Genomic DNA, 22,751 nt, shown 5'->3' with positions numbered 1-22,751 from the left:
CGAGGGGTTTCCGAAGATGCCCGTGAGGTAGGGCTGCATCGCCGCGAGCACCTCCGGGCGCACAGGAGACGTGGCAGCGTGATCGAGGTACAGCATTACGAGATCCGCACGTCGAGTCCGAGGTCGAGGGCGCGGGCCGAGTGCGTGAGCGCGCCGACGGATATGACGTCGACGCCGGTTTCGGCAATGCCCCGGACGGTATCGAGACTCACGCCGCCGGATGCCTCGACCGTCGCCCGATCGCCGATCAGGGCGACACCCGCACGCAGATCGTCGAGCGAGAAGTTGTCGAGCAGCACCGTGTGAGCGCCGCCCGCGAGCACCGTCTCGATCTGGTCGAGCCGATCGACCTCGATCACGACGTGCGCTGTGTGGGGCAGCGTCTTCAGCGTCTCGCGCAGTGCGGTGGCGAGGTCGGCCCCCGCAGCCCGCAGTACGGCCAGATGATTGTCTTTGGCCATGACGGCGTCCGAGAGCGAGTGGCGATGATTGTTGCCGCCGCCCGAGACGACGGCGTGCCGCTCGAATGCGCGCAGGCCGGGTGTGGTCTTGCGTGTGTCGGCGATTCGCGCGCCGGTGCCGTCGACCGCTGACACGTACTGCGCGGTCAGGGTGGCGATACCGCTCATGCGCTGGGTGAAGTTCAGTGCGACGCGTTCGGCGGTCAGGATGCTGCGTGCCGCCCCCGAGACCGAGGCGAGCACATCGCCCGGCGCGAACGCGTCGCCGTCGCCGACGTGCAGATCGGTTGTGACCGTGGGGTCGGTGAGGGTGAAGGCGGTGGCGAAGACATCGCCGCCGCTGAAGACGCCGTGCTCGCGCGCGACGAGGTCGGCGACGGCCGTGGCGTCGACCGGCAGCAGGGTCGTGCTCGTGAGGTCGCCCCAGGGCGCGTCTTCTTCGAGGGCGGCGCCGACGACGCGGGTGAGGGTGGCAGTGGTCAGCATCAGGCTCCGATCAGGGCGGGTTCGCGGGAGAGGTGGTGTGCGCCGACCGATTCGGTGCGCTTCACGGCAGCGGATGCCGTGGCTTCAGCCAGCAGCAGCAGGTTGGCGTCTTCGAGCTCAGTGCGGTTGGTTGCGCCCGCGCCGCCTCGCCACGAACGAAGGGTCGTCGCGGCTTCGGCCAGTCCGTCGTGTGTGCGCAGCAGCCCGACGTGCTTCCACATCAGTTGCTGGAGGGCGGCACGACTGATGTTGGCGCCGCCGCCGCCGCCGCTGCCGCCGCCGCTGGCGTTCGAATCGCGCAAATTGCTCGATCCGCGCCGCGGATGCAGCAACTTGCGCGATTCGAACGGGTCGGTGGCGGCCGCTGCGGCACGCGCGCCGAAGACAGCGCCCTCGAGCAGACTGTTCGAGGCCAGACGATTCGCGCCGTGCACGCCGGTGCGGGCGACCTCACCGGCGGCGAGCAGTCCCGCAAGCGACGTGCGGCCGTCGAGATCGGTGACGACGCCGCCCATCAGATAATGGGCCGCGGGCGTGACGGGAATGGGTTCGCGCGCCCAGTCGAAGCCGCGATCGCGTGTGACCCGATCGATCGTCGGAAAGCGCTCGGCCAGGCGCGCAGCGCCGATCATCCTGGCATCCAATCGCACGGGAGATCCCTGAGCGGCAGCGTGCTGCGCGATCGCTCGCGAGACGACATCACGCGGCGCGAGTTCGCCGTCGGGGTGGGTGTCGAAGACGAACCGTCGACCGTCATCGTCGATGAGTGCGGCACCCTCGCCGCGCACGGCCTCAGAGATGAGGAACGCGTCGCCCGTGGCGAGAACCGTGGGGTGAAACTGCATGAACTCGAGGTCGGCGACGGCTGCGCCCGCGCGGATGGCCGCGGCGATGCCGTCGCCGGTCGCGCCGGACGGATTCGTGGTGTGCGCGTACAGCTGTCCGGCACCGCCGCTCGCGAGGATCACTGTATCGGCCTCGATCTCAACCAACGCTCCGTCGCGCAGGGCGCGGATGCCGCGCACCCGACGACCTGCGAGGGGGTCTTCGGAAACCAGCAGATCGACGAGGAACGTCTGCGTGCAGACCTCGATCGGGCGTGAGCGCAGCTGCGCGATCAGCGCCCGTGAGATCTCGGCCCCAGTGGCGTCGCCGCCGGCGTGCAGGATGCGGGCGTGGCGATGCGCGGCCTCGCGGCCCAGCTGCAGCGTGCCGTCGGCTGCGCGATCGAATGCGACGCCGCGCGTGATGAGCTCGGCGACCCGTTCGGCGCCCTCGCGCACGAGCACGTCGACGGCCGCGGGCTCTGCCAGACCGCCGCCGGCGGCGAGGGTGTCTTCGGCGTGCTGCGCGGCTGAATCACCGCTGTCGTAATAGCCGGCGACGCCGCCCTGGGCGAATGGCGTGCAACCGTCGCCGAGGGCGTCTTTCGTGACGAGCGTGGTGCGGTGGCCGGCTTCGGCCACGTGCAGTGCCGCTGTGAGCCCGGCGATGCCGGAGCCGACGACGATGACGCGGGTGGCGGCTCGGCTCATGCGCGGGGCTTTGCGGCCAGCATCCGCTCGAGCGCGACCCGGGCGGGGTCGGCGACGTCGGCGGCGACCTGGATGCGATTGGGTGTGCGGCCGGCGACCAGCTCTTCGAGGACCCACGCCAGATATCCGGGGTGGATGCGATACATCGTCGAGCACGGGCAGACCACCGGGTCGAGACAGAAGATCTCGTGCTGCGGGTACTGCGCGGCGAGGCGACGCACCAGGTTGATCTCGGTGCCGATCGCGAACGTCGTGGGCTCGGTGGCCGCGTCGATCGCCCGGCGGATGTAGTCGGTCGATCCTGCTTCGTCGGCGGCGTCGACGACTTCCATCGGGCACTCCGGGTGCACGATCACTCGTACATCCGGGTGCTCGGCGTGGGCCTGATCGATCTGCGCCACCGTGAAACGGCGGTGCACCGAGCAGAAGCCGTGCCAGAGAATGACACGCGAGTCGATGAGCTGGTCGGCTGTGGAGCCGCCGAGCGGGCGACGCGGGTTCCACATCGGCATCTGCTCCAGCGGCACGCCCATCGCCTTGGCTGTGTTGCGGCCGAGGTGCTGATCGGGGAAGAACAGCACGCGCTGTCCGCGCTCGAACGCCCACTGCAGCACGGTCTGCGCGTTCGACGACGTGCAGACGATGCCGCCGTGGCGTCCGACGAATCCCTTGATCGCTGCGGAGGAGTTCATATACGTGACGGGGATGACCGGTACCCGGCCCGTCTCGTCGGCGACGTCGAGCGGGCCGAGCACGTCGGCCAGCTGCTCCCACGCTTCTTCGACCTGATCGATATCGGCCATATCGGCCATCGAACAGCCCGCGGCGAGGTTCGGCAGGATCACGGCCTGCTCGGGCTGCGAGAGAAGATCGGCCGTCTCGGCCATGAAATGCACACCGCAGAAGACGATCGCCTCGGCGTCGGGGTGTTCGAGGGCGGCATTGGCCAGTTGGAAGGAATCGCCCACGTAGTCGGCGTGCTGAACGACCTCTTCGCGCTGATAGAAGTGCCCGAGGATCACGACGCGGTCGGCGAGAGCCTCCTTGGCGGCGCGGATGCGCTTGTCGAGATCGTCTTCGCTGGCCTCACGGTAGTCGACGGGCAGCTCGCCCTGGCGCGGCGCTCCCGTCGGGATGACATCGCCCATCGAGGAGCCCGGCCCGTATCCGGGCACGCTGTCGAAGGTCCATGGTCCGGCCGCGAGGTCTGTGGAGCACGTGGCGTCTTTCGTGTCGACGATCGTCTGGATCAGATGGTCGACGGATGCATCGACACCGCCGTCCGGGCGCATCAGTGTTGATCCCTGTGGCTGTTCGAGGGTCATCGGGTCCTCTTCTCTTCGGTGGCGAGCGGGCCGCGATCGGCCAGCTCGACGGCGTCGTCGTAGCGGTACAGGCGGGCGGGCCGGTGGCTTCCGGTGCGAAACTGATCCGTCGGCAGCAGGGTGCCGGATGCTTCGACCTGGCGGCGGAAGTTTGCTGGATCAAGGCGTCGGTCGAGGATTGCCTCGTATGCTTCGCGCAGGTCGGCGAGCGTGAACGTCGGCGGTAGGAACCCGTGCGCGACGCGGCTGTAGCCGACCTTGTTGCGCAGCCGCCACTGCGCGTAGTCGACGATCTGGTTGTGATCGAACGCCAGCGTGGGAAGGGTGGCCGCTTCGAACCACTGCACATTCTCGGGCGCGAGACCCGAAGCCATATGGGCGGCGCTCTGCGCATCGACTTCGTCTGAACGCAGCAGCGCCCAGTAGACGATGGAGACGACGCGACTCGGCGAGCGATCGACGGCGCCGAAGGCGTAGAGCTGCTCGAGATAGCTGGGGGAGAGGCCTGTGGTTTCGTGCAGGGTTCGCGCCGCGGCATCCTCGAGGTTCTCGTCGTCGCGCAGCCACCCACCAGGAAGTGACCAGCTGTCCTGATGCGGTGCGCGGGTGCGGCGAACCAGCGGCAGCGCGATGCGCGGCGGCTCGCCGTCATCGTCACGTCGCAGCGTGAGGATGACGGTTGAGACGGCCACGCGGATCGGCTCGGAATGCTGCTCGGTTCTGGTCACTGTGACTTTAACCTCCGTCATCGATCTTATAGTCACGCTGACATGAAGTCGACATTATGACGTCGGGGAGAGTAACGGTTCAATAAAATTCACCGAGCCCGCAGAGAAAGAGCTTGCGAATAATTAATTCGGACGGTTTACTAACAAACACGTCAAAGAAGACACGGCGCTCAGATCGGCTCTGTCATCGACGACAACGCAGTGTAGAAAAGTGTGCAGTCCCGACCCGAACACCTGAGGGCTCTCGACGAATGTCGATGCCCCACCGAGAGACAGGATCATCATGAAGAGAAAGCTTGGAGCTCTCGCCCTGGTCAGCGCGACAGCCGTCGTGCTGGCGGGATGCGCGAGCGGTGACACCGGTGGCGACGAAGACGCGACCGGGTTCGACACCGAAGCCGCGCAGGGCCAAGACATCACGTTCTGGGTCATGGGCGGTGACACCCCGGAAGCAGCCCGCGAGTATCTCGTCGCCGAGTATGAAGAGGCCACCGGCGGCACCCTGACCATCGAGCAGCAAGACTGGGGCGACGCGCTCACGAAACTCACCAACCAGCTTCCTGACGCGAACAACACCCCCGACGTCACCGAGATCGGCAACACCTGGTCGCCGACCTTCACCACCGCTGGTGCCTTCAGCGACCTGAGCCCGATCTATGAAGACCTCGGCGGCGACAAGCTGCTCGAGTCGTTCGTCGAGGTCGGCGAAGTCGATGGCAAGCAGTACGCGTTGCCGTACTACTTCGGTTCGCGCTACATCACCTACCGCAAGGACATCTGGGACGCTGCCGGCCTTGAGGTGCCCACAACGCTCGCCGAGTTCAACGACTCCGTCAAGCAGCTCGCGACAGCCGACCAGTCGGGCTTCTACATCGGCGGCCAGGACTGGCGCAACGGCGTCTCGTGGATCTTCGCGAACGGCGGAGAGCTCGCCACGAAGGACGGCGACACCTGGTCGTCGGCGCTATCTGACCCGAACACGATCGCAGGCCTCGAGCAGTTCCAAGACCTGTTCGAGAACGCCTCGAACGCTCCGGCGACCGAGCAGGACTCGACGCCCTGGGTCTTCATCAACAACGACAAGACCGGCGCACCGCCGAGCGCGGCGACCATCATCGCTCCCGGTTGGGCGCACTGGTCCATCGGCGACTACACCGGCGACAACGAAGAAGGCGGCGAGGTCCGCGAGTGGAACGACGACACCTTCGGCGTCTTCCCGCTGCCCGGTGTCGAAGAGGGCAGCTTCGCCCCGGTGTTCGCCGGTGGATCGAACGTCGCCATCTCGGCCAAGAGTGAGAACCAGGCCGGCGCCAAGGAGCTGCTGCGCATCATCTTCTCGGATGAGTACCAGACGCTGCTCGGAGAGAACGGTCTCGGCCCGGCGAACACCGACTTCGTCGGCGCGCTCGGCGATGACCAGTTCGCCACCGCCCTGGTCGACTCGGCGCTGAACTCGAAGCTGACCCCGGCAGCACCCGGTTGGGCAGCGGTCGAAGGCCAGAAGATCCTCGAGGAGTTCTTCGGCAAGGTTGCAGAAGGCGGCGACATCGCCGCACTCGCAGAGGAATATGACGCCAAGATTGACGACATCATCAACGGCTGACATCTTCGCGGGGGTCGGGGCCGGGCGCGGCCCCGCCCCCCGCACCTCTTCACAGACTGGCGCGTGAACATGACCTCCACTATCGAATCTCCTCCGACGAGACATCCTCGCGGCGCGCGGCCCGCACACGAGACGGCATCCGCGCGAAAGGTCAAGGCGGCACCCTACGCATTGATCCTCGGCGCGGCGCTCGTGTTGCTTCTCGGCATGGGGTACCCGGTCGTCTGGCAGGCGGTCACGTCGTTCCAGAAGTACGGCGCCATGCAGCAGCTCGGCGGCAAGCCGCCGGAGTTCGTGTGGTTCGACAACTACATCTCGATCGTTCAGAACCCCACCTTCTGGGAGGTGACGGCCCGATCGATCCTGTTTTGTCTCATCACCGCCTTCGCCACCGTCGTCATCGGCGTGCTGCTGGCTCTGCTGATGACGAAGGTGCATCCTGTCGCCCGCTTCGCGCTGCAGATCGCGTTGCTGCTGGCCTGGGCGATGCCGGTGATCGCGGCCATGACCGTGTGGATCTGGCTGTTCGACCGGCGCCGCGGCGTCATCAACTATCTGCTCAATCTGCTTCCGGGCGTCGATGTCGGCGAATTCAACTGGATCGGCACGACCCCGCTGCTGTTCTTCATGGTGGCCTCGATCGTCGTCACCTGGATGTCGGTGCCGTTCGTCGCGTTCTCGGCCTACGCCGGCCTCACCCAGGTCAGCGGCGAAGTGCTCGAAGCCGGGCAGCTCGACGGCGCCAGTGCTCTCGAGCGCTTCCGCTACATCATCTTCCCGGTGCTCAAGCCCGTCATCGCGATCGTGCTGCTGCTGAACCTGATCTGGGATCTGCGGGTCTTCGCACAGATCACGCTGCTGCAAGACGCCGGTCCGCAATCGACCGATTACGACCTGCTGGGCACGTACATCTACAAGACCGGCGTCGCCGGCATGGACTTCGGCGGCGGCGCGGCGATGTCGATCTTCGTCCTTGCCATCACCATCGCGCTGAGCTGGTTCTATGTGCGCGGACTCATTAAGGAGGAGTCGAATTGACCTCCACGATCGTCCCTGAATCCGCTCCGGCGAAGAGCAGCCGCAGCACGCGCTCGCAGACGGTTGCCAGCGCAGACGGCACGCTGATCCCCGTTCGTCGTCAGCGCTTCCGCACCGGCATGTGGCTGCTCAGCCTGCTCGCACTCGTGCTCGCCGTCGGCTGGGCCTTCCCGGTCTACTGGATGATCAACTCATCCATGCTCGACAGCGCGACGCTCGAATCGGCGACCCCGACCTTCGTGCCGTTCGGCGGCTCGTTGACCAATTTCGAGCAGGTGCTCACACCCGCGTTCTTCTCTGCGCTGACCGTCAGCGTCTCCGTCACGCTGCTGTCGGTGGCCGTGTGTCTGCTGTTCGCCTTCCTCGCCTCGGTCGCCATCAGCCGGTTCCGCTTTCGCGGTCGGGTGAGCTTCATCGTCACGATCCTGCTGATCCAGATGCTTCCTGCTGAAGGGCTGTTCATCGCGCAGTACAAGATGATGTCGTCGCTGGGGCTGCTCAGCAACGTGCTCGGGCTCAGCATTCTGTATGTCGCAGCCGTCGTGCCGTTCACGATCTGGATGCTGCGCGGTTTCGTCACCGGCATCCCGCTCGAACTGGAAGAAGCCGCGATGGTCGACGGTCTCAGCCGCACCCAGGCGTTCATGCGCATTACGCTGCCGCTGCTGGCACCCGGACTCGTGGCATCGGGAGTCTTCGCCTTCTTGCAGTGCTGGAACGAGTTCACCGTGGCGCTGGTGATCATGGAGAACAACCGCACGCTGCCGCTGTGGCTGCGCGGCTTCGTGCAGCAGAGTGCGACCGAGGCCGTGAATTGGGGGCAGGTGATGGCCGCGTCGGCTATCGTCGCCATCCCGGTGATCATCTTCTTCGTGATCGTTCAGGGTCGTATGACCAGCGGCCTCGTCGCCGGCGCGGTCAAGGGGTGACGGGCGACCGGCTAGACTGAGCAGGACAATCGAAGACAGGCCCCACGACCCGTGCGGGAGAGCTCCGGTGATGGCAGCCGGGCACCGAAGGAGCAAGCCTCCCCGCTAATCTCTCAGGTACCGCGTACCGCGCAGGTCAGGCCGCTCTGAAAAGCGATGCTCACGCATCCGCCGACGGTGAAAGACCCCTCCGCACACGCTCTCTGAGCTTGTCGAAGGGTCGAAACTCTCAGGCACATGACAGAGGGGGAGTTCTCGGATACTGTGCAGCGTGCACGGCATCCTTCCGATCAACACGGGAGAACTTCATGACGCAGGCCCGCTTCACTCCGCTTCGCGAGCGACATGAATCGCTGGGAGCATCGTTCACCGACTTCGGCGGCTGGCAGATGCCCGTGCGCTACACCTCCGATCTCGCCGAGCATCATGCCGTGCGCCAGGCCGCTGGGCTGTTCGACATCTCGCACATGGCCGAGTTCCTGGTCGCCGGCGCAGCTGCGGCCGCGTATCTCGATTACGCGCTCGCCGGTCGGTTGTCGACCATGAAGGTCGGCAAGGCCAAGTACTCGCTGCTGCTGGCTGAGACCGGCGGCATCATCGACGACGTCATCGTCTACCGACTTGCGGAGGATCGCTTCCTGATCATCTCGAACGCGGGCAATCGGGATGCCGTCGCCGACGCTCTCTCGGCGCGGTCACTGAGCGACCTGGAGGCGAAGCGAAACGCACAGCCGGATGCGGCTTCGTTCGGTTTTCCTGGCGGCAGCGTCACCGTCGAAGACGTCTCCGACGCCTACGCGCTGCTTGCGATCCAGGGCCCGGCATCGGAGCAGATCGTTGCCGCAGTCGAGGGCATCACCGACGTCTCGGTCGCGTGGGGCGAGCAGAAGTACTATTCATGGGCGTCGGCGCGTTACAACGGCGAACCTCTCCTCGTCGCCCGCACCGGGTATACCGGCGAAGACGGCTTCGAGCTGCTCGTCCGTGCCGAAGACGCCGCCGCCCTCTGGGACGCCGCCCTGGCTGCGGGTGAGGCCCACGGCCTCGTCGCCGCCGGGCTGGCCGCTCGCGACACACTGCGCCTCGAAGCGGGCATGCCGCTGTACGGAAACGAGTTGTCGCTGGACACGAAGCCAGCACAGGCCGGACTCGGGCGGGTCGTGGCATCCGACAAAGACGACTTCGTCGGAAAAGATGCTCCCGCGCCCGCCGAAGGCGCACGGGTGCTCGTCGGCCTGGCCGCCGAGGGGCGCCGCGCTGGCCGTGCCGGCTACGCCGTCGTCGCCGAAGACGGCACGGCACTCGGCGAGATCACCTCGGGCGTGCTCAGCCCGACGCTGGGTCATCCCATCGCCATGGCCTACATCGACCCCGCCTACGCCGACGCGGGAACCACCGTCTACCTGGATGTTCGGGGCACGAAGATCCCCGCGACCGTGACCGCCCTGCCTTTCTACCGGAGGAAGAAATGACCGATCTCACCGCACTCAAGTACACCGAAGAGCACGAGTGGCTCGCGATCGACGGCGCGACCGTCACGATCGGCATCACTGATTTCGCCGCGGAGAAGCTCGGCGACGTCGTGTTCGTCGAGCTTCCCGCCGTCGGCACCGAGATCTCGGCGGGGGAGACGGTCGGCGAGATCGAGTCGACCAAGTCTGTCGGCGAGCTCTACGCACCCCTGAACGGCACGGTCGCCGAGATCAACGACGCTGTCGTCGATGACCCGTCGCTCGTGAACAGCGCGCCCTTCGAGGACGGCTGGCTCATCAAGATCACGGTCGCCGAGGGCGCGGCCGATGGTCTGCTCGACCGCGACGCCTATGTCGCACTGACGGAGGGTTGATCGCGCAGTGTCAACGTTCGCCGATCGTCATATCGGAACCACGGCCCAGACCCAGCGCACGATGCTCGACGCCCTGGGCGTCTCGGGCGAGGCTCCCATCGAAGAACTGATGCGCAGCGCCGTTCCCGCTGCCATTTTGTCGACCGGGCCTGGGGACTCGGTCATCCCACCGGCAGCGACCGAGGCCGAGGCACTCGTCGAGCTGCGTGGGTTCGCCGCCCGCAACACGGTGAACCGCTCGATGATCGGGCTCGGCTACTACGGCACCTTCACTCCGAGCGTGATCCAGCGGAACGTCCTGGAGAACCCGTCGTGGTACACGGCCTACACGCCGTATCAGCCGGAGATCTCGCAGGGGCGCCTGGAGGCGCTGATCAATTTCCAGACGATGGTCGCCGATCTGACCGGACTCACCACAGCCAACGCGTCGATGCTCGATGAGTCGACGGCGGTGGCCGAGGGGATGCTGCTGGCCCGCCGCGCCTCGAAGGTGAAGTCGAACGTGTTCGTGGTCGACGCCGGCGCGTTCCCGCAGACCAAGGCACTGCTGGCCACGCGTGCGGATGCCCTCGGCATCGAGCTCGTCGAGCGCGACCTGTCCGGCGGCGAAGAGCTGCCGGAAGAGCTCTTCGGCGTGTTCGTGCAGTACCCCGCGGCATCCGGTCTCGTCTGGGATCCGTCGGCCGTGATCGACGCGGCGCATGTCGCCGGCGGGCTGGCTGTGGTCGCAGCTGACCTGCTCGCGCTCACCCTCATTTCGTCGCCCGGCTCGCTCGGCGCCGACGTCGCGGTCGGAACGACCCAGCGCTTCGGCGTGCCGATGGCGTTCGGCGGGCCGCACGCCGGCTACATGGCCGTGCGTCAGGGGCTGGAGCGTCAACTGCCTGGCCGCCTGGTCGGCGTATCGGTCGATGCCGCGGGTAAGCCCGCCTACCGGCTGTCGTTGCAGACGCGTGAGCAGCACATTCGCCGTGAGAAGGCCACGAGCAACATCTGCACGGCGCAGGTGCTGCTGGCGGTCATGGCGTCGATGTACGCGGTCTATCACGGGCCTGACGGGCTGCGGCAGATCGCCGAAGACGTGGCCGGTAAGGCCGCAACGCTCGCCGAGTGGCTGCGTGAGGGCGGCCTCGACGTGGGCGAGAACGCGTTCTTCGACACGATCGAGGTTCGTGTTCCCGGCCGCAGCGGGGCCATCGTCGCTGACGCGCACAAGGCGGGGTTGCTGCTGCGCGAGGTCTCGACCGATGTCGTGGGCGTGTCGGTCGACGAGACCACGTCGTATGACGACCTCGCCGCGGTGGCGAGCCTGTTCGGCGCGGAGCCTTCGAACAATGGCGTCTCGTTCGGGCGCACCTGGCATTCCGCTGCGCTGACGTCGGCTGCGCGGGCCTGGGGTGGCTTGCGTCGCACCGACGAGTACCTCACTCACCCGGTCTTCCACCTGCACCGTTCAGAGACCGCCATGATGCGGTATCTGAAGAGCCTCGCCGACCGGGACTACGCGCTCGATCGCGGCATGATCCCGCTGGGTTCGTGCACCATGAAGCTGAACGCGGCGACCGAGATGGCGGCGATCACCTGGCCCGAGTTCGCGCAGATTCACCCCTTCGCGCCGGCATCCGACGTGCAGGGCTACCTCGAGCTGATCGACCAGCTCGAGGGCTGGCTCGCCGAGGTCACCGGTTACGACGCCGTGTCTCTGCAGCCGAACGCCGGGTCGCAGGGCGAGCTCGCCGGGCTTCTTGCCATCAGCGGCTACCACCGTGCGAATGGCGATGAGCACCGCACCGTGTGCCTCATCCCGTCGTCCGCGCACGGCACGAACGCGGCATCCGCTGTTCTGGCCGGAATGAAGGTCGTCGTTGTCGCGTGCGATGAACTCGGCAACGTCGATCTCGACGATCTGCGCGCCAAGATCGCCGCGCACGCCGACGAGATCGCCGCCCTCATGATCACCTACCCGTCGACGCACGGCGTGTACGAGCAGGATGTCGTCGACATCACCGCCGCCGTGCACGAGGCGGGCGGCCAGGTGTACGTCGATGGCGCCAATCTCAACGCGCTGCTCGGCTACGCGCGCTTCGGAGACCTCGGCGGCGACGTGTCGCATCTGAATCTGCACAAGACGTTCGCGATCCCGCACGGCGGTGGTGGGCCGGGTGTCGGCCCCGTCGCGGCCAAGGCGCATCTGGCCGAGCACCTGCCGTCACACCCGTCGGAGCAGCGCTCGACGCACGCGGGCGGGCACACGTTCGCCGGTGGTATGGTCTCAGGGGCGCCATACGGCTCGGCGGGCATCCTCCCGATCTCGTGGTCGTACGTGCGCATGATGGGAGCGGAGGGGCTGCGCGATGCGACAGCGGCCGCCGTGCTGTCGGCGAACTACATCGCCGCGCGTCTGGATGAGCATTACCCGGTGCTGTACACGGGTTCCAGCGGTCGGGTCGCGCACGAGTGCATCCTCGATCTGCGACCGCTGAAGGAGGCGACCGGCATCACCGTCGACGATGTCGCCAAGCGGCTGATCGACTACGGTTTCCACGCGCCGACCATGTCGTTCCCCGTGCCGGGGACGTTGATGGTCGAACCGACCGAGTCGGAGGACATCGGCGAGATCGATCGGTTCGTCGAAGCGATGATCCAGATCAAGGCCGAGGCGGATGCCGTGGCATCCGGCCAGTGGCCCGCCGACGACAACCCGCTTGTGAACGCGCCGCACAGCGCGGCGAGTCTGATCGCGGGGGAGTGGGACCACGCCTACACGCGTGAGGAGGCCGCCTACCCGGTGCCCTCGCTCGTGGCGACGAAGTACTGGCCTCCGGTGCGCCGCATCGACCAGGCCTACGGCGACCGAAACCTCGTGTGCGCCTGCCCGCCGATCGAGGCATTCGCCTAGCGCCGAGAATACAAAACCACGCCGAGACCGCGACGAGTCGCGTGGTCCGTGGATGGTGGAGGCTGTGTCTCAGGTGATTTATGGAGAAACAGTTCGGGTGTCGTGATCGACGCAAGGGGCAGCAATGGACGGCTGATAAGTGGAGGCTGCCCGAATTTATTGGGTATCGAAAGGGCGCTCGAGCCGGGCGGTTGCGAAGATCTTGGTGTTCCGTTTCAGCAGCGATCGGTGACATCGGCAAGCTTCAGTTCATTGAGGAGGCCAGGCTGGTCTGGGGACCATCGTGCTTTGTGTCTTCCTGTTGAGTGACTTTGATCGTTGCTCACTGACCATCGCACGATGGCTCGCCTATGTTTACCGCACGAGCATCCACTCCACGGGACGTCGTCTCCCGAGTGGTTGCAACTGGGGGGAGGCTGGAGTATCGTCATCGTCATTGAAAGGGGGGCGCAATGGCGCGAAGAAGAATTGTCGGATCGATATCCGCATTATTGCTGGGATTAGTTTTGGGAACGACTGGTGCTTCCTCGGCGAACGCAGCTGGAAGTGTTGCTACCGCTTCGATTGGTTCGAAACCCGCAGTAACGATATCCAATTCCTGGTCATCGATAAGCCCGAATCTGAGTCATGACTCTTGGATAACGGTCACAGCTTCTTTCTCGAACCATACGACGTCTAGCGTTAAACTCACTAAGATCCGCATTTGCTACAGTGGAAAAGCTGGACATATTGCCATTTCCCCCTACACAAGAAATGCTTCTGGCAATTTTTGGGATAGCGGTAGATACAAGAATTTGTACAAAAGTACCTGTCAGAGTTGGTATCCAAATAAAACTTACTATAAGCAATCGGATGGCGAGATGGTTCGGGTCGTGTCGCGAATCAACGGTAGCACGACTATGATTGCCGGTTATTATAGATAATAATAGCCTGCTTGGTTGATTCATTATTGAAGTCAATTCCGTCAAATTGTTGTAGCTCTGTAACGGGTTGACTAATGGCGCTGTGTCGGAGCAGAACATGAACGCTATCCAATGCGCCGGTTCGCGTATCATCATTTGCGAAGACTGTGACGACCTCGAGTCTGATCAATCGTCGCAAGGTCGTTCCTTGAGGCAGAGAAAGGGAGTCACCTCCAACTGCACGATGCCGATTTTGTATTCTCTGGTCTTGGCGGGCTAGGTGTGATGTCCAGGGGCGTTGTTGTGTGAATCGCTCGTGATTGCTGTGGGGTGAAGGCCTCCGGTTGCGAGAGTGGAGCTGTCTAGAAACCGCTCATGCAACACAGGAGGCCTTCGTGTCCCACGCTAACGCTGCTTTGACCCCTCGCGCTCGTTTGCGGCTCGCGAAACTCATCGTCGAAGAGCATTGGTCTGCCACTGTCGCGGCGAAGATGTTCATGACCTCGCCGCCCACGGCACGCAAGTGGGCGGCCCGGTTCCGCGCCGAGGGGGCTGCGGGGATGATCGACAGGTCCAGTATGCCGCGTTCGATGCCCACTAAGACGCCTCCTGAGCTGGTCAAACGGATCGTGAAGGCACGGTGGCGCCGCCGGCTCGGCCCGGCGCAGATCGCCGGAGAGCTGGGCATCCCGGCCTCGACTGTTCATGCGGTACTGGTGCGCTGCCGGATCAACCGGCTCAGTCACATCGATCGGGTCACCGGCGAGCCCATCCGCCGATACGAGCATCCCCATCCCGGGTCGATGATCCACGTCGACGTGACCAAGTTCGGCAACATTCCCGACGGCGGTGGCTGGCGGTACGTCGGCAAGCAGCAAGGAGACAAGCACAAGGCAACGACGGCACTGCGCACGGGAAGAACCGGCAAAGGTCACCCGAACATCGGCACCGCATTCGTGCACACCGTCATCGATGACTACTCCCGCGTTGCCTACGCCGAGATCTGCAGCGACGAGAAAGCCGTCACGGCGATCGGCGTCCTCACACGCGCCGTCGCCTGGTTCGCAGACCGCGGCGTCACCGTGGAGCGCGTCTTATCCGACAACGGATCGGCCTATCGCTCCTACGCATGGCGCGATGCCTGCGTCATGCTCGACGTCCGACACAAACGCACCCGCCCCTATCGACCACAGACCAACGGCAAGATCGAGCGTTTCCACCGCACCCTCGCCGACGGTTGGGCCTACGCACGCTTCTACGGATCCGAATCCGAACGCCGAGACGCGCTACCCGGCTGGCTGCACTTCTACAATCATCACAGGCACCACTCCGCAGTCGGAGCCGCACCCATCAGCAGAATCAACAACCTCCCTGGACATCACAGCTAGGCGACGCCGGAAAGCGGAAGTCGCGCGGCGACCATGATCTGACTGCTGTCTGATGTCTGTATGCCGGCGCGGCAAGAGGGACGGGCATCGAACACGGGAGGGGTCTCAGGTTCTGAGACCCCTCCCGTGTTCTTCCATCCACGTCGGTTCGGTCCGCCTCGTCATGCGGCGGGTGAGTAGCGCCGCCAGAACCGCACATCGCTTGTCAGGTTCCGCGTCGGTGGCGAAAGATGTTCCTACGGTCGGCTCACGGCTTCAGGAAAGCGATGCGCGTGAGGTCGTCGACGCGCAGGTTCGCTCCTCCGCGGTACCGTTCGGTTGCTCGGGCTTCGCAGATGAACCACATTCCGACGAACTCCGTGCGCGTGACCAATCCTTCTCTGGCCAAGAGGCCCTTCAGGTGGCTCTCGTCTATCCGCACCGATGCCCGCATGGAGCTGAAGTTGCCGGAGTTCAGCCACAGCACCTCCTTCCTCAGGTTCGTTGACACGACCTTTCCGTAGAAGATCAGCAATCCGTCGGGCACCCCATCGCCAAGGACGACGGTGTCTTTAATGATCTTGTCGGCGTAACCGCGGCTACCGTCGCTGAGCTGCATGCAAAGACGATGCGGGTCAGCATCCGCCGCGCCGTCGATACCGACGACTGGGCGAAGACGAAGACCACCAAGACCGGGCAAGCCCGCGTGATCGACGTGGACACCGAGACGTTGAAGGTGCTCGCGTCGTACAAGGTGGCACGCGCTGAGGTGTCGTTCGAGCTGGCGAAGGCCGACGCCCACATCTTCGGCGACGATGACGGGAAGCTCCGCTCACCCGACGCGATGACGAGCCGCTGGGATCGCCGCCTCAAGTGGGCGACCGCGAAGTTCGACAGCCTGCACCGGGTCACGATCAAGGGCCTGCGTCACACCCACGCGACCCTGCTGCTCGAACTCGGCGAGCACCCCAAGGTCGTCCAGGAGCGCTTGGGCCACTCAACGATCACGACGACGATGAACATCTACTCCCACGTCACCCCGACCATGCAGAGGTCGGCAGTTGACCGTTTCGCGGCCCATCTCGGCAAGGCTTAGCACTTTTTCTAGCACTTCCGACGCGAATGACCCCCAACCCGGAGAACTAAATCCTAGGTCAGGGGCCATTTCATTCGCGTGCGCGAGGGGGGACTTGAACCCCCACGTCCATAAGGACACTGGCACCTGAAGCCAGCGCGTCTACCATTCCGCCACTCGCGCGAGTGTCTCGCTCCGAAGAACTCAACTTCCCGAGGATATCACGCGATTTCCGCTGCGCCGAACCGGCCCAGCCTCGCCCCACGCCGATATTTCCGCGAGAAAGGTCGAACCGCATGAGGCAGGTGTTGGTTCGACGTTTCTCATACGAAAGAACGTTTTTCGGCGAGATGACGCGGTCGACAGGTGCACATTCAGGACGACTGGCTACGATGTGTCTACCGTCGGCCATGCCAGAGGAGCCCAGTGGGACTACTTGACAGCTTTGAGAAAGGTCTTGAGCGCGCCGTCAACGGCGCCTTCGCCAAGACCTTCCGCAGCGGCATCCAGCCCGTAGAGATCGCCTCAGCGCTGCGCCGCGAAGCCGACACGAAGGCCGCCGTCGTCAGCCGCGACCGCATCATCGCCCCCAACAGCTACGTCGTTCGCCTCAGCGACGATGACCACGATCGGATGCACGCACTCGGCGGCGCCCTCACCGACGAGCTGCATGGGCTGCTGCAGAAACACGCCACCGCGCAGGGCTACAGCTTCGCCGGCCCCCTCTCGATCACGATCGAAGCCGATGAGAAGGTCGCCACCGGCACCGTGCGCGTGAACTCCGGCACCGTCGAGGGCAGCGTCAGCTGGCAGGCCGTCATCGACGTCAACGGCACACGCCACCCGCTCACCCGCGCCCGCAACGTCATCGGACGCGGCAGCGACGCCGATATCACCATTTCGGATGCGGGATCCAGCCGCAAACACGTCGAGATCCTGTGGGACGGCGAGCGTGCCATGATGCGCGATCTCGGCTCCACCAACGGCACCAAGGTCAACGGCTCGAAGGTGCGTGAAGCACCATTGCCGACCGACACGACGATCACCATCGGGCGAACCGACCTGGTATTTCGTGTGGTCGCGGTGGCCGCGGGCGAAGGGCAGCGGTGATCTATGAGTGAACTCGTCCTCCTCCTGTTGCGCATCGGGTTTCTCGTGCTGCTGTGGTTCTTCGTGTTCGGCGTCGTCTACTCGCTGCGCGCCGACCTGTTCGGCGTGAAGGTGCGAAAGCTCCCCGCCGAGGCGACAGCGGGCGCGGGCAGCGGCGGAGCAGCTCCAGCGCCCAAGCCGAAACCGGCATCCCCACGCACGAGCGGGGCGGCAACCGCGAGCACGGTCACGAAGCTCGTCATCACGTCGGGTCCCAAAGCCGGCATGGAACTCCCCCTCGGCACCGACCCGATGACGATCGGTCGCTCCAGCGAGTGCGGCCTCGTCATCCGCGACGACTACACCTCCAGCCACCACGCCCGCCTGATGCTGCGCAGCGGCACCTGGTCGATCCAAGACCTCGACTCCACCAATGGCACCTTCCTCGCCGGAAGCCGCGTCACCGGCGGCCCCACGCCGATCAACATCGGCGACCCCGTCAAGGTCGGCGCCACGACGTTCGAGCTGCGAGCCTGACCCCCGCATGGTCTTCGAAGGGTCGAGTGCTGCGATCTCCCACACCGGGAAGGTCCGCTCCAACAACCAAGACTCCGGCTATGCCGGGGCGAACCTGTTCGCCGTGGCCGACGGCATGGGTGGGCACGCCGGCGGCGACGTCGCCTCCAGCATCGCGATCCAGCACGTCGAGCGTCTCGATCAGTCCTTCAGCACCACCGACGACGCGCAGGCCTCGCTGCAGGCCGCCGCGACCACCGCAGCCGGTGACCTCATCCGCGCGGCGAAAGAGCGTCCAGAGCTCGCGGGGCTGGGCACGACGGTCAGCGCCATCATCATGGTCGAGGACCACGCCGTCATCGGCCATATCGGCGACTCGCGGATCTATCTCTACCGTGATGACGAGCTGACCCAGATCACGGCCGACCACACCTTCGTTCAGCGCCTCGTCGACTCCGGACGCATCACCCCCGAAGAGGCCCGCTACCATCCCCGCCGCTCCGTACTCATGCGGGTGCTCAGCGACATGGACAATGACCCGGAGCTCGACATGTTCGTCATGCCGACCATGCCGGGCGACCGGTGGGTACTGTGCTCCGACGGCCTGTCGGGTGTGGTCGACGAGCCGCACATCCTCAAGGCGATGCGCCTCGAGCAGCCTCCGGGACGAACAGCAGACAACCTGCTCAAGCAGGCGCTCGACGGCGGTGCACCCGACAACGTCACGATCGTGATCGTCGATGTCGGCGGCATCCATCCGGTCTCGTCCGGCACCCCCACGATCGTGGGATCGGCGTCGAATCCGTCAGGCATCTTCATCCCCGCAGCCCGCCCCGCCCGCACCAGCTGGCTGCACCCGGTGCGTCAGGCCGCCAACGAGCCGTCGCACTTCGAACCGGCCGCCGACTACCTCGAAGAGCTCATCGAAGAAGACCGCCGCCGCGCGAAGCGCCGCCGGATCGGCTGGTTCGCCGCGTTCCTGGTCGTGCTCCTCGCTCTCACCGGCGCGGGCGTGCTCGCCTACAACTGGACGCAGACACGCTATTTCGTCGGCGCAGATGAAGACAGCGTCGTGATCTTCCAGGGCGTGCAGCAGAACATCGGGCCGATATCGCTGTCGACCGAGATCGAAGACACCGGCATCCTGCTCGCCCAGCTGCCTCCGTATCAGCGCGCCTCGGTCGAGCGCACGATCAACGCCCGCTCGCTCTCCGACGCGATGGCCATCGTCGATCGGCTGCGTGCGGGCGCCGAAGCCGTACTCACCGAGACTCCCGACGTCACCCCGTCGCCCACGCCCACCCCCTCCGATCTCCCCACCGATGGCACAGACGGGGAGGATGCCGGATGACCACCGACGTCGCAGCCGACACCGCGGTCATCAAAGCGCTCAAACGGATGCGCCTGCCGCAGACGCAGCGCAACCGCGAGTTCTGGCTGCTGCTGTTCGCCTGTGCGCTCAGCGGCGCCGCCTTCACGCTCGTGCAGCTGGGCGCTCTGGGGCTGATCGATCCGTTCATCCTCTTCATCGGCGGCGGCCTGGCCGTTCTCGCCTTCGCTCTGCACATCGTGCTGCGGATCGTGGCATCCGATGCCGATCCTTTCGTCCTGCCCATCGCGACTCTGCTGACGGGCCTGGGCATAGCGATGATCTACCGTCTCGACATCGCCAAGGACTACACCGGTTGGGGCGCCTACTCGACCAAGCAGCTCGCGTGGACGGCGATCTCGCTCGCCGGCGCGATCGCGATCGTCATTCTGCTGCGCAACTACCGCGTCCTGTTCCGCTACACCTACCTGTTCGGCCTCGCCGGAATCGTGCTGCTTCTGCTGCCGTTCATCCCCGGTCTCGGCATCCGCGGTGCCGCCGACGTGTGGGTCTCGATCGGCGGCCTGTTCTCATTCCAGCCCGGCGAGCTGGCGAAGATCTGCCTCGCCGTGTTCTTCGCCGGGTACCTGGTGCGCACACGCGAGTCCCTGACGAGCGTCGGAAAGGTCGTCCTCGGCATCACCTGGCCGCGGATGCGCGAACTCGGTCCTGTGCTCGTTGTCTGGGTCATGTCCCTGGGCATCATCGTCGCCCAGCGCGACCTCGGCACCGGAATGCTCATCTTCGGCATGTTCATCGCGATGCTCTACGTCGCCACCGGCAAGACCAGCTGGGTGCTCATCGGGCTCCTGCTCGTCGCCGCCGGTGTGGCCGTCGCGACGCAGATCCTGTCGTACGTGCGCGGCCGCTTCGTCAACTGGCTCGACGCCTTCAACCCCGAGATCATCGAGGCTCAGGGCGGCAGCTACCAGCTCGTGCAGGGCATCTTCGGTCTCGCCCACGGCGGCCTGATCGGCACCGGCCTCGGCCAGGGCCGCCCGCAGCTGACACCGCTCGCGCACAGCGACTACATCATCCCCAGCCTCGGCGAAGAGCTCGGCCTCATCGGACTGTTCGCGATCCTCTGCCTCTACATGGTGTTCGTCAGCCGCGGCGTGCGCATCGGCATGGCCGGACAAGACGACTTCGGCAAGCTGCTCGCCACGGGCCTGTCGTTCACGATCGCGCTGCAGGTGTTCATCATGGTCGGCGGCGTCACCCGGGTCATCCCGCTGACGGGCCTCACCACGCCGTTCCTGGCCGCGGGTGGTTCGTCGCTCGTCGCGAACTGGCTGATCGTCGCGCTGCTCCTGCGCATCTCCGATGGCGTGCGCCGCCAACCCCGGGTGGTGATCGGCTGATGACGAAAGAACTTCGCCGCCTGAGCATCGTGATGCTGTTCATGTTCCTGTCGCTGTTCGCGGCAGCCAGTTGGATTCAGGTCGTCGACGCCGAAGGCCTCGCCCACACCGACGGCAACCGGCGCACACTGCTCGACAGTTACGAGATCCAACGCGGCAGCATCATCGCCGATGGCATCCCGATCGCCTCGTCCGTGGCATCCGGCGATGTCTACCAGTACCAGCGCCAGTACGTCGACTCTCCGATGTGGTCGAGCGTGACCGGCTTCTTCAACCCCGGTCTGCAGTCGGCGACCGGCATCGAGGGCGCCCTGAACACGGACCTCGCCGGTACGGGAGCGAACGCGTTCTTCTCCGAGATCGAGCGGATCGTCTCGGGCCAGTCCCAGACCGGCTTCAGCGTCGAGCTGAGCCTGGATGCCGCGGCCCAGAAGGCCGCCTATGACGCTCTCGGCGACCTGCAGGGCGCCGTCGTCGCGATCGAGCCGTCGACGGGGCGCGTCCTCGCGATGGTGTCCACGCCCGGCTACGACGCCAACGAGATCGCGGTGCACGACTCCCGAGCGGCCACCGAGGCCTACGACGCACTCGACGCCCTGAAGCCGAACCCGCTGCAGAACCGGGCGATCCGCGGTGACCTCAACCCGCCAGGGTCGACCTTCAAGATCGTGGTCGCCGCCGCGGCCTTCGCCTCCGGCGAATGGACGCCCGATTCCACGTTGCCGAACCCGGCCCGCTACACGCTGCCCGGCACCTCGACGCGCATCGCGAATGCAACCGGCGGCACGTGCGGCCCCGGCGCGGAGGTTTCGATCGCGGATGCTATTCGTCTCAGCTGCAATATCCCGATGGCTCAGCTCGCCGTCGAACTCGGAGACGCGAAGATCCTCGAGACGGCCGAGAAACTGGGCTTCAACCAGAGCTTCGAGACGCCGCTGAAATCGACGGCATCCAGCTATCCCCGTGGCCTCGACGACGCGCAGACCGCTCTGACCGGCTTCGGCCAGGGTCAGGTCACGGCAACGCCGCTGCAGATGGCGATGGTCGCTGCTGGCCTGGCGAACGACGGGTCCGTGATGAACCCACGCCTGGTCGATGCGGTGATCGGAAACGACCTCTCGGTCGTGCGCCAGTACGAGGACACCGAGTACGATCGCGCGTTCGACGCCGCGGTCGCTGATGCTGTCACCGCGGCGATGGTGGCGAGCGTCGCAGATGGGGCCGCGACGGGTGCAAGAATAGACGGGATCGACGTCGCCGGTAAGACGGGGACGGCCGAGAACGGCGATCGACCGTACTCGCTGTGGTTCACCGGTTTCGCGCCGGCAGAGAATCCAGAGGTTGCGGTAGCAGTGGTCGTTGAAAACGGCGGTGGAATAGGACAGACGGGATCCGGTAACTCACTTGCCGCCCCGATCGCGAAGAAGGTCATTGAGGCGGTGCTTAACAGATGAGGCCGACACAGGGTGTGTCGTTCAGCGGTCGATACGAGCTTCAGTCGCGTATCGCCATCGGCGGCATGGGCGAGGTGTGGGAGGCGACCGATCACGTCATCGGGCGCGTCGTCGCCATCAAGATCCTCAAAGACGAGTACATGGGAGATCCGGGCTTCCTCGAGCGCTTCCGCGCTGAGGCTCGGCACGCCGCGCTCGTCAACCATGAGGGCATCGCCAGCGTGTTCGACTACGGCGAGGAGAACGGCAGTGCGTTCCTCGTCATGGAGCTCGTGCCCGGCGAGGCGCTGTCGACCCTGCTCGAGCGCGATGGCGCGCTGAGCGCCGACAAGACGCTCGATATCGTCGCCCAGACGGCATCCGCTCTGCAGGCAGCGCACGCCGCCGGCCTCGTGCACCGCGACATCAAGCCCGGAAACCTGCTGATCACCCCGGACGGCCGTGTGAAGATCACCGACTTCGGTATCGCTCGCATCGCCGACCAGGTGCCGCTGACGGCGACCGGTCAGGTGATGGGAACGGTGCAGTACCTCTCCCCCGAGCAGGCATCCGGCCACCCGGCATCGCCGGCCACCGACACGTACTCGCTCGGCATCGTCGCCTATGAGTCGCTTGCGGGCAAGCGCCCTTTCACGGGCGAGTCGCAGGTCGCGATCGCGATGGCGCAGATCAACGAGCAGCCCCCGCCGCTGCCGCCCACGGTGCCGATTCCCGTGCAGAACCTCGTCATGGCGATGATCGCGAAGAAGCCGGGCGACCGGCCGTCGT

20 protein-coding genes, 1 tRNA gene and 1 riboswitch are annotated in these 22,751 nt (G+C 65.5%); of the genes, 14 read left to right on the top strand and 7 right to left on the bottom strand.

Features of this window, described 5'->3' with window-relative positions:
- The 5 genes from Q1J95_RS05780 to Q1J95_RS05760 all read right to left on the bottom strand — a co-directional run.
- Positions 1-96: aminotransferase class V-fold PLP-dependent enzyme (locus Q1J95_RS05780; protein ID WP_300266388.1), on the bottom strand; the 96-nt coding region annotated here is incomplete at its 3' end.
- Positions 96-947: a carboxylating nicotinate-nucleotide diphosphorylase gene (gene nadC, locus Q1J95_RS05775; RefSeq protein WP_300266386.1), complete on the bottom strand. Its 852-nt coding sequence runs from the start codon at positions 945-947 to the stop codon at positions 96-98. The genes nadC and Q1J95_RS05780, both read right to left, overlap by 1 nt.
- The gene (nadB, locus tag Q1J95_RS05770) at positions 947-2,482 is read right to left on the bottom strand and encodes an L-aspartate oxidase (protein ID WP_300266384.1); all 1,536 of its coding nucleotides are present in this window, start codon (positions 2,480-2,482) and stop codon (positions 947-949) included. The genes nadC and nadB overlap by 1 nt, the downstream gene beginning before the upstream one ends.
- Positions 2,479-3,807: a quinolinate synthase NadA gene (gene nadA / locus Q1J95_RS05765; protein ID WP_300266383.1), complete on the bottom strand. Its 1,329-nt coding sequence runs from the start codon at positions 3,805-3,807 to the stop codon at positions 2,479-2,481. The genes nadB and nadA overlap by 4 nt, the downstream gene beginning before the upstream one ends.
- Positions 3,804-4,535 carry an NUDIX domain-containing protein gene (locus tag Q1J95_RS05760; RefSeq protein ID WP_300266382.1) on the bottom strand — a complete coding sequence of 244 codons (732 nt, stop codon included), beginning with the start codon at positions 4,533-4,535 and terminating at the stop codon, positions 3,804-3,806. The genes nadA and Q1J95_RS05760 overlap by 4 nt, the downstream gene beginning before the upstream one ends.
- Before the next feature lie 283 nt (positions 4,536-4,818).
- Between Q1J95_RS05760 and Q1J95_RS05755 the strand changes: the two genes are divergently transcribed.
- From Q1J95_RS05755 to Q1J95_RS05725, 7 genes are all read left to right on the top strand, one after another.
- Positions 4,819-6,138: an extracellular solute-binding protein gene (locus Q1J95_RS05755; protein ID WP_300266381.1), complete on the top strand. Its 1,320-nt coding sequence runs from the start codon at positions 4,819-4,821 to the stop codon at positions 6,136-6,138.
- Between the two features lie 69 nt (positions 6,139-6,207).
- The gene (locus tag Q1J95_RS05750; protein WP_300266380.1) at positions 6,208-7,176 is read left to right on the top strand and encodes a carbohydrate ABC transporter permease; all 969 of its coding nucleotides are present in this window, start codon (positions 6,208-6,210) and stop codon (positions 7,174-7,176) included.
- Positions 7,177-7,295: 119 nt separating this feature from the next.
- Positions 7,296-8,105, top strand: coding sequence for a carbohydrate ABC transporter permease (locus tag Q1J95_RS05745; RefSeq protein ID WP_300266387.1), 810 nt, complete (start codon positions 7,296-7,298; stop codon positions 8,103-8,105).
- A 44-nt stretch (positions 8,106-8,149) separates the two neighbouring features.
- Positions 8,150-8,245, top strand: a riboswitch (glycine riboswitch).
- A 168-nt stretch (positions 8,246-8,413) separates the two neighbouring features.
- A complete protein-coding gene (locus tag Q1J95_RS05740) occupies positions 8,414-9,577 on the top strand; it encodes a glycine cleavage system aminomethyltransferase GcvT (protein WP_300266379.1) in 1,164 nt (387 codons plus the stop codon).
- On the top strand, positions 9,574-9,951 hold the full coding sequence (gene gcvH / locus Q1J95_RS05735) for a glycine cleavage system protein GcvH (RefSeq protein ID WP_300266378.1): 378 nt from the start codon (positions 9,574-9,576) through the stop codon (positions 9,949-9,951). Before Q1J95_RS05740 ends, gcvH begins: the two co-directional genes overlap by 4 nt.
- Before the next feature lie 7 nt (positions 9,952-9,958).
- A complete protein-coding gene (gene gcvP / locus Q1J95_RS05730) occupies positions 9,959-12,850 on the top strand; it encodes an aminomethyl-transferring glycine dehydrogenase (protein ID WP_300266377.1) in 2,892 nt (963 codons plus the stop codon).
- A 1,297-nt stretch (positions 12,851-14,147) separates the two neighbouring features.
- Positions 14,148-15,140, top strand: coding sequence for an IS481 family transposase (locus tag Q1J95_RS05725; RefSeq protein ID WP_300266375.1), 993 nt, complete (start codon positions 14,148-14,150; stop codon positions 15,138-15,140).
- Positions 15,141-15,387: 247 nt separating this feature from the next.
- Here Q1J95_RS05725 and Q1J95_RS05720 read toward each other — a convergent pair whose 3' ends face one another.
- Complete coding sequence (locus Q1J95_RS05720; RefSeq protein ID WP_300266374.1) at positions 15,388-15,738, bottom strand: hypothetical protein; 351 nt, start codon at positions 15,736-15,738, stop codon at positions 15,388-15,390.
- 9 nt (positions 15,739-15,747) lie between these two features.
- Between Q1J95_RS05720 and Q1J95_RS05715 the strand changes: the two genes are divergently transcribed.
- On the top strand, positions 15,748-16,215 hold the full coding sequence (locus Q1J95_RS05715; RefSeq protein WP_300266373.1) for a tyrosine-type recombinase/integrase: 468 nt from the start codon (positions 15,748-15,750) through the stop codon (positions 16,213-16,215).
- A 79-nt stretch (positions 16,216-16,294) separates the two neighbouring features.
- Here Q1J95_RS05715 and Q1J95_RS05710 read toward each other — a convergent pair.
- Positions 16,295-16,377 (bottom strand) — tRNA-Leu (locus tag Q1J95_RS05710).
- A 243-nt stretch (positions 16,378-16,620) separates the two neighbouring features.
- On the opposite strand from Q1J95_RS05710, the gene Q1J95_RS05705 reads away from it, so the two are divergent.
- From Q1J95_RS05705 to Q1J95_RS05680, 6 genes are all read left to right on the top strand, one after another.
- Positions 16,621-17,304 carry a DUF3662 and FHA domain-containing protein gene (locus tag Q1J95_RS05705; protein ID WP_300266372.1) on the top strand — a complete coding sequence of 228 codons (684 nt, stop codon included), beginning with the start codon at positions 16,621-16,623 and terminating at the stop codon, positions 17,302-17,304.
- A 3-nt stretch (positions 17,305-17,307) separates the two neighbouring features.
- Complete coding sequence (locus tag Q1J95_RS05700) at positions 17,308-17,820, top strand: FHA domain-containing protein (protein ID WP_300266371.1); 513 nt, start codon at positions 17,308-17,310, stop codon at positions 17,818-17,820.
- Between the two features lie 7 nt (positions 17,821-17,827).
- Positions 17,828-19,150: a PP2C family serine/threonine-protein phosphatase gene (locus Q1J95_RS05695; protein ID WP_300266370.1), complete on the top strand. Its 1,323-nt coding sequence runs from the start codon at positions 17,828-17,830 to the stop codon at positions 19,148-19,150.
- Entirely contained in the window at positions 19,147-20,529 is a 1,383-nt protein-coding gene (locus Q1J95_RS05690) for an FtsW/RodA/SpoVE family cell cycle protein (RefSeq protein ID WP_300266369.1), read from the top strand. Before Q1J95_RS05695 ends, Q1J95_RS05690 begins: the two co-directional genes overlap by 4 nt.
- Complete coding sequence (locus tag Q1J95_RS05685) at positions 20,529-21,983, top strand: penicillin-binding transpeptidase domain-containing protein (protein ID WP_300266368.1); 1,455 nt, start codon at positions 20,529-20,531, stop codon at positions 21,981-21,983. Before Q1J95_RS05690 ends, Q1J95_RS05685 begins: the two co-directional genes overlap by 1 nt.
- The coding region (locus Q1J95_RS05680; RefSeq protein ID WP_300266367.1) for a serine/threonine-protein kinase at positions 21,980-22,751 on the top strand (772 nt) is incomplete at its 3' end. The genes Q1J95_RS05685 and Q1J95_RS05680, both read left to right, overlap by 4 nt.

The organism is Microbacterium sp., from assembly GCF_029263575.1.
Classification (GTDB): domain Bacteria; phylum Actinomycetota; class Actinomycetes; order Actinomycetales; family Microbacteriaceae; genus Microbacterium.
This window is presented reverse-complemented; position numbering and strand designations above follow the sequence as displayed.